The sequence below is a fragment of the Anthropogastromicrobium aceti genome (assembly GCF_020687335.1).
GTDB classification, from domain to species: Bacteria; Bacillota; Clostridia; order Lachnospirales; family Lachnospiraceae; genus Anthropogastromicrobium; species Anthropogastromicrobium aceti.
The window spans coordinates 1-5,399 of record NZ_JAJEQN010000076.1 but is presented as its reverse complement, the minus strand read 5'-3'; the positions used below and the strand labels follow the sequence as shown (position 1 = coordinate 5,399).

The 5,399-nt window shown below is 40.1% G+C and carries 4 protein-coding genes; 3 read left to right on the top strand and 1 reads right to left on the bottom strand.

Annotated elements, in window-relative coordinates:
* Positions 1 to 112: 112 nt before the first annotated feature.
* Positions 113 to 484: a RidA family protein gene (locus LKD48_RS16080; protein ID WP_066562820.1), complete on the bottom strand. Its 372-nt coding sequence runs from the start codon at positions 482 to 484 to the stop codon at positions 113 to 115.
* A gap of 167 nt (positions 485 to 651) precedes the next feature.
* Between LKD48_RS16080 and LKD48_RS16075 the strand changes: the two genes are divergently transcribed.
* From LKD48_RS16075 to LKD48_RS16065, 3 genes are all read left to right on the top strand, one after another.
* Complete coding sequence (locus LKD48_RS16075) at positions 652 to 1,371, top strand: ABC transporter ATP-binding protein (RefSeq protein ID WP_308732612.1); 720 nt, start codon at positions 652 to 654, stop codon at positions 1,369 to 1,371.
* Positions 1,372 to 1,385: 14 nt separating this feature from the next.
* Positions 1,386 to 4,313 (top strand): FtsX-like permease family protein, encoded by a 2,928-nt coding sequence (locus LKD48_RS16070; RefSeq protein WP_308732611.1) that lies wholly within the window; start codon positions 1,386 to 1,388, stop codon positions 4,311 to 4,313.
* A 138-nt stretch (positions 4,314 to 4,451) separates the two neighbouring features.
* Positions 4,452 to 5,129, top strand: coding sequence for a ribonuclease H1 domain-containing protein (locus LKD48_RS16065; protein ID WP_308732610.1), 678 nt, complete (start codon positions 4,452 to 4,454; stop codon positions 5,127 to 5,129).
* Positions 5,130 to 5,399: the final 270 nt, after the last annotated feature.

The following is a 5,399-nucleotide window of genomic DNA, read 5'->3' as shown; positions in this document are numbered from 1 at the left end:
TTACTCTTTCTGAACATGAAAATACCCCCATATAGGACTTTTATATTTCATTGTCCTATATGAGGGTAGCATATCAAAGGTGGTGGTGCTTTTTTTTAAAACTAAAAAATAATTAAAGCTCAACAATAACCTCAACCTCGCAAAGAGCGCCCTTTGGGAGAACAGCCTGTACGCAGGAACGTGCCGGCTTGTTGTTTGAAAAATACTGAGCATATACTTCATTAAAGTTTCCAAACTCCTTCATATCAGCGATGAAGCAGGTTGTCTTTACAACATTGTCAAATGTTGCACCGGCATTCTCAAGAAGTGCCTTAACATTTTCCATCACCTGCTTTGCCTGCTCAGCAACAGTTGTGCCAACCATTTCGCCTGTAGCAGGATTAAGTCCAATCTGACCAGAGCAGAAAAGAAGATTTCCTGTCTTTACAGCCTGACTATATGGGCCAACTGCTGCTGGTGCCTTATCTGTATGCATGATTTCCATAATAAAAAACCTCCTAAAAAATTGTTTCTAGTTTTTATTATAAGCGTTGAGGTTCTGTTTGTAAATAAGGAACTGTAAAACTAAAGTTTTTATAAAAATATTGGGTTGCGCTTGAAGAAAAAAATAGGCAATGTTACAATGGAATAAGTAAAAAGAGAATAAAAGAAATGGAGAATATTATGGAGCAGTCATATGTAATTTTGAAAGATGTGCGAAAAACATATCATATGGGCGAAGTTTCAATTAATGCAGCAGATGGCGTGAATTTTGAAATAAAAAAAGGAGAATTTGTAGTGATTGTCGGTCCGTCTGGTGCAGGAAAGACAACCATATTAAATATTTTGGGCGGAATGGATACTGTTACGAGTGGAGAGGTCATTGTAGATGGTGTTCATATCGAGTCTTTTAAGAATCGTCAGCTGACAAAATACCGCAGAGAAGATATTGGATTCATTTTCCAGTTTTATAATCTTGTTCCAAACTTGACAGCAAAGGAGAATGTTGAGCTTGCACTTCAAATCTGCAAAAATCCAAGAGATGCAGAAACAGTATTAAAAGAGGTTGGACTAGGAGAGCGCTTAAACAACTTCCCATCACAGCTATCAGGCGGCGAGCAGCAGCGTGTTTCAATTGCCCGTGCACTTGCAAAAAATCCTAAAATGCTTTTATGTGATGAGCCGACTGGTGCGCTGGATTATGTAACAGGAAAGCAGATTTTAAAGCTTTTGCAGGATACGTGCCGCAAGCAAAAGATGACTGTTCTTGTCATTACGCATAACTCTGCAATTGCACCAATGGCAGATCGTGTGATACGTATTAAAAATGGAAAAGCAGCCAGTGTACGCACTAATCCATCTCCTGTGTCGGTAGAAGATATTGAGTGGTAATAAAGGGGGAACATATGGCAAGAAAAAAAGCATTAAATAAAGATATACGGGTGGAGATAAAAAAGAGTCTTGGACGCTATATTTCAATTTTTTTGATTGTTGCACTAGGCGTATCATTTTTTTCAGGGCTTCGTTCAACGGAAAGTGATATGCGTTATACAGGAGATGCGTTTTCAGACGCAAGCAACTTGATGGATATTCGTGTGATAAGCACGATGGGTCTGACAGATGATGATGTAGAGGCACTCTCACAAGTAGAAGGCATATCAGGCGCAGAGCCAGGGTATATGAAGGATGTAATCACAAAGCAAAATGAGACAGATTACGTAGTTGAGCTTTTATCCATGCCAGAAAAAATGAATCAGATTCAAGTGACAGAAGGCCGTCTTCCTGAAAAGGAAAATGAGTGTCTGCTTGATAATCGTCTGAAAAAGGCATTTGAAGTAAAAGTAGGTGACACGATTTCATTTGTATCGGGAACTGATACTGAGCTTAGTGAGGATTTGACGCAGACAAGCTATACAGTCACCGGATTTGGTGACAGCCCGCTTTTCATTTCCATGGAGCGTGGAAGCAGTATGGTAGGAAGTGGTCAGATTAACGGATTTGCAATTGTGCAGAAGAATGTGTTTACACAGGATTATTATACGCAGATTTATCTTACTGCAGCCGATGCTTATGACGAGATTGCATTTACAGATGCATACACACAGGCAGTAGAGCCAGTGCAAAAACGTGTGGAAGCACTTGAAGAAGAACGATGTCAGGCACGATATGATGAAGTGACAAAAGAGCCAAGGCAAGAGCTTGCTGATGCAAGAAAAACCTGGCAGGAAGAAAAAGATAATGCTGACAGTGAGCTTTTTGATGCCAGAGCTAAGCTTGATGATGGCTGGGCGCAGCTTTCAGACGCAAAGGATCAGTTGGCCGAGGGCAGAAAAGAGTATGAGCAAAATTATGAGACAACAGTGGAACAGTTAAAACAGCAGCAGGCTCAGCTCGATGCTGGAAAGGCCATGATGAGCGAGGATCAGATTGCGCAGGCACAGGGACAGATTGATGCGGCGTATGCGGCGCTTGACGGGGCAAAAAATACACTTGATCAATCAGAAGCACAGATAAAAGAAAATGAGGAAGAACTTACAAAACAGGAAGAAACTTATGAGAGCAGTAAGGCAGAGGCCAAACAAAAGCTAGATGATGCATGGAAAGAGATTGAAGATGGTCAAAAAGAGCTTGATGATATCAAGATGCCGACATGGCAGGTAATCAATCGCGAAAGTCTTCCAGGATATACTGATTACGGCAGCAATGCTGAGCGTATGGGTGCAATTGGAAAGGTATTTCCAGCAATCTTTTTCTTAGTTGCAGCACTTGTTGCATTAACAGCCATTACACGTATGGTAGAAGAGCAGCGTACACTTATTGGAACATACAAGGCTCTTGGCTACAGCAAGGCAGCCATTGCAAAAAAGTATCTTCTTTATGCGCTTTCAGCAACACTAGGCGGCAGTATTGTTGGTGTGCTCATTGGTGAAAAGCTGTTTCCATTTATAATTATCATATCATACCGCCTTATGTATGCGTCATTATTAAAGTTAGTAATTCCATATAACTGGCATTATGCAATTTTATCTACTGCGCTTGCCGTGTTCAGTGTTACATTTGCTGCGCTTGTGGCATGCTACAGAGAGCTTTATGCGCAGCCAGCAGTACTTATGCGCCCAGTAGCACCAAAGCCGGGAAAGCGTGTTTTATTAGAACGGATTGGTTTTATTTGGAAACACTTGTCCTTCTCACAGAAAAATACGTTTAGAAATCTGTTCCGTTATAAAAAGCGTCTGATTATGACAGTTTTTGGAATAGGATGCACAACAGGTCTGATGGTTGTTGGATTTGGCCTTAAAGATTCCATTATGAATATTGCATCGCTTCAATATGATAATATTCAGCTGTATGATGCGATGGCAGCATTAAATACGGACGAGACAGATAAACTAGAGGACTCGGATAAAACACTTAATGAAATCATGGAAAATGAATCAGGCATTGAAACGTTTGCAAAGGTCAGCATGAAGTCGATGGATATTTCATCTGGTTCAAATGTGCGAACTGCTTACACTGTTGTATGTAAGGATGCGCAGGCATTGGAATCCATGATGGTTTTTCAGAGTCGTACAACAAAGAAAACATATGAACTGACTGATGATGGTGTCATTTTGACAGAGCAGATGGCAGAAGCGCTTGGTGTGGGCGAGGGAGATACTGTGTCAATAACAAGCGGTGAAAATGAACCAGTCACAGCAGTTGTCGCACATGTTATGGAAAATTATCTGATGCATTATGTTTATATGACGGAAGGCTGTTATGAAAAAGTGTTCCAGACTGAACCAGAATATAACATGTACTGGTTAAAGCTAAATAAAGACGGCCGCGCAAATGAAGATGTGTTAGGACAGCGTCTTATGGATCATGATGAGATTTTAACAGTTACTTATGTTAGTACGACAAGAGAGATGATCGATGGCATGTTAAGCAGTCTGTATATTATTGTTGTAGTGCTCGTGATTTCAGCAAGCCTTCTGGCATTTGTTGTAATCTATAACTTAAATAATATCAATATCAGTGAGAGAAAACGAGAACTGGCAACAATCAAGCTGTTAGGCTTTTATGATTCTGAAGTTGCTATGTATGTCTACAGGGAAAATATCTGGCTGACTTTAATTGGTGCCTTTGCAGGAATTTTTATTGGAAAGGTGCTTCATGGATTTATCATCAAGACAGTACAGGTTAATCAGGTCATGTTTGGACACGATATTTCTGTGCCAAGCTACATTTACAGCATGGTGTTAGCCTTTGTATTCTCCATGGCAGTCAACGGTGTTATGTACTTCCAATTAAAGAAGATTGATATGATCGAATCGTTGAAGAGCGTTGAGTAGCAGAATCGTAGAATGTTCAATGTCTATTGTAGGAAATGCGAAGAATGTTGAAATAAAAAAACGATATGGCAGAACCAGAGATTCTTTCTGGATCTGCCACAAGAATTTAAAGGAAAAATTTGGAGGAGAAAAACAAGCATGCCGAAAAAATTTTATGCCGTCCGCAAGGGACGTAAGACTGGAATTTTTACCACATGGGATGAGTGTCGTGCGCAAGTGCATGGTTTCCCATGTGCAGAATATAAAAGTTTTCCAACAATGGAAGGTGCAAAAGGATTCATGAAGCTTGGGATTGAAGGTGAGAATCAGCTTCCATTCGATGAAGATACTAAACAGCCATTTAATAATACAAATTCGTCAATTGCTTCCAATCAAATCACACAGACCATATCAAACGAACCAGAACTAGTTGCTTACGTCGATGGAAGCTATGACCAGTCAACCAAGCGTTTCTCTTATGGCATGGTAATATTGGAAAATGGCGAAGAAAAGACCTTTAACAAAAGCTTTTCCGATCCAACCCTTGCTAGTATGCGAAACGTCGCAGGTGAAATTATGGGAGCCAGAGCTGCGATGGAATACGCTATTGCAAACAACAAGAAAAGATTGGTCATTTATCATGATTATGAAGGAATTGCAAAATGGCCGCTTGGCATTTGGAAGACAAATAAAGAAGGAACCATTGCGTACAAAGCGTATTTTGACGAAGCAAAGACAAAGGTTTCCATTCGCTTCCAGAAAGTAACGGGTCATTCTGGTGACAAGTATAATGACTATGCCGATAAGCTTGCAAAGCAGGCACTGGGGATAGCGTGATTAGATTACAAATTCAATATTGCAAAACATAGGTTCTGATGATACAATGAAACTGAGAGGAGCTTTACAAAAATAGGGTGGGAAAGCCAAGAAACTTTTTGCAATTATCGGACAATGATGTCGAATTTTGTCGAAATTTTGTACAGGCAACTGCTCGTTTTGTGCTGGTGTCCTTGTGTATTGTATGATATACTGTTTATATCAACAAAGAACATATATTCATATTCGCAGTTAAAGGAGGGCACATATGCATACGGTACAGCTTCTGTT

Coding starts and splice junctions, on each gene's coding strand:
- LKD48_RS16075 (WP_308732612.1), top strand. CDS start 652: ATGGAGAATATTATGGAGCAGTCATATGTAATTTTGAAAGATGTGCGA.
- LKD48_RS16065 (WP_308732610.1), top strand. CDS start 4,452: ATGCCGAAAAAATTTTATGCCGTCCGCAAGGGACGTAAGACTGGAATT.
- LKD48_RS16070 (WP_308732611.1), top strand. CDS start 1,386: ATGGCAAGAAAAAAAGCATTAAATAAAGATATACGGGTGGAGATAAAA.
- LKD48_RS16080 (WP_066562820.1), bottom strand. CDS start 484: ATGGAAATCATGCATACAGATAAGGCACCAGCAGCAGTTGGCCCATAT.